Source organism: Streptomyces sp. NPDC059037 (genome assembly GCF_042740015.1).
Taxonomy (GTDB): domain Bacteria; phylum Actinomycetota; class Actinomycetes; order Streptomycetales; family Streptomycetaceae; genus Streptomyces.
This window is the reverse complement of sequence record NZ_JBHYIG010000409.1, coordinates 4,984-6,373: the sequence shown is the minus strand read 5'-3', so window position 1 is coordinate 6,373 and position 1,390 is coordinate 4,984. Positions and strand designations below refer to the sequence as shown.

The 1,390-nt window shown below is 71.9% G+C and carries 2 protein-coding genes; both read left to right on the top strand.

Annotated features, from left to right (window positions below; translation table 11 throughout):
* Positions 1 to 155 precede the first annotated feature (155 nt).
* On the top strand, positions 156 to 758 hold the full coding sequence (gene pth / locus ACFWY6_RS43345; protein ID WP_384702797.1) for an aminoacyl-tRNA hydrolase: 603 nt from the start codon (positions 156 to 158) through the stop codon (positions 756 to 758).
* Between the two features lie 55 nt (positions 759 to 813).
* Complete coding sequence (locus ACFWY6_RS43340; RefSeq protein ID WP_266866010.1) at positions 814 to 1,275, top strand: hypothetical protein; 462 nt, start codon at positions 814 to 816, stop codon at positions 1,273 to 1,275.
* The last annotated feature ends 115 nt before the right edge of the window (positions 1,276 to 1,390 follow it).

Here is a 1,390-nt window from a genome sequence, read left to right as displayed (position 1 = left end):
GGGGGGGGGGGGGGGGGGGGCGTCCGCGCCCGCCGGGCCGTGTGCCCCCCCCGGGCGCCCCACCCCGCGCCAGTCACCCCCGCCCCCCCGCCCGCGGGGGGGGGGGCGGCGGTTGGGTTATGCGGAGGGCTTATGAGGAGAGCTATGAAGGAGACATGCAGATGACGACGGACCCCGGGGCCCCTTGGCTGATCGTGGGCCTGGGCAATCCAGGCCCGGGTTACGCGATGAACCGGCACAACGTGGGTTTCATGGTGGCCGACCTGCTCGCGGACCGGATCGGCGGCACGTTCAAGCGTGCGGGCCGGGCGCAGGCGCAGGTCCTTGAGGGGCGGATCGGTCCGGTGGGTCCGGCGAACCGCCGTGTGGTGCTCGCGAAGCCGATGTCGTACATGAACGTCTCGGGCGCTCCGGTGACGGCGCTGCGTGACTTCTACAAGGTGCCGGTGGCGAACATCGTCGCGGTCCACGACGAGCTGGACATCGACTACGGCACGCTGCGGCTGAAGCTGGGCGGTGGCGACAACGGCCACAACGGTCTGAAGTCGATGACGAAGGCGATGAGTTCGGACTACCACCGGGTGCGGTTCGGGATCGGGCGTCCGCCGGGGCGGATGCAGGTCGCCGATTTCGTCCTGAAGGATTTCTCGGCGGCGGAGCGCAAGGAGTTGGACTACTTCGTGGACCGGGCGGCCGATGCGGTGGAGGCGCTGGTCATCGAGGGTCTTGAGCGGGCGCAGAGCGCGTACAACTCCTGAGGCACCTTCCGGCGAGTGTTGACTGAGCGCAGTCATATGGCCAAGGATCGCCGCCATGAACGCGCTGCTTCTCGGACGCCGTACGGCTATGGGCGGGCTCGCGGTGCTGCTTCTCGTCGCCGGGATCTGGGCGTCCTGGGGCACCGCGCAGCACGTGATGCTCACGGGTGAGCGGGAGCGCGGGACGATGACGGTCTCGCGCTGCGGTGAGGATGAGTGCGTGGGTCGGTACGAGCCCGGCTCGTCCGGCTCCAAGAAGCGCGAGCGGGTCGTGATCGACCGCTCGATCGCGGAGAAGAAGGGGGCCCGGATCCCGGTGGCCGTGAAGCCGGGCACCGCGGAGGTGGTCCGCGCGGGCGGCCCCGGCTTCCTCCACGCCTGGCTCCCGCTGGGGGGTGCGTTGCTTCTTTCGGCGGTGGTGGTGGCGGGCGGCCTGCGGCTGCGGCGCGTGGCGTGGGCACTGGCCTTGGCGGGCGGCGCGTTGCTGACGGCGTCGTACGTGACGTTGGCCTTCTGACCCCGGCGGGTCCCCGCCCCCCCCCCCCCCGCGGGGGGCCGGGCGCCCGCCCCCCCCCCAACCCCCCCCCGACGATCAGCCCGGTGAACAGCACCCCCCCCCCACACCCAAACAC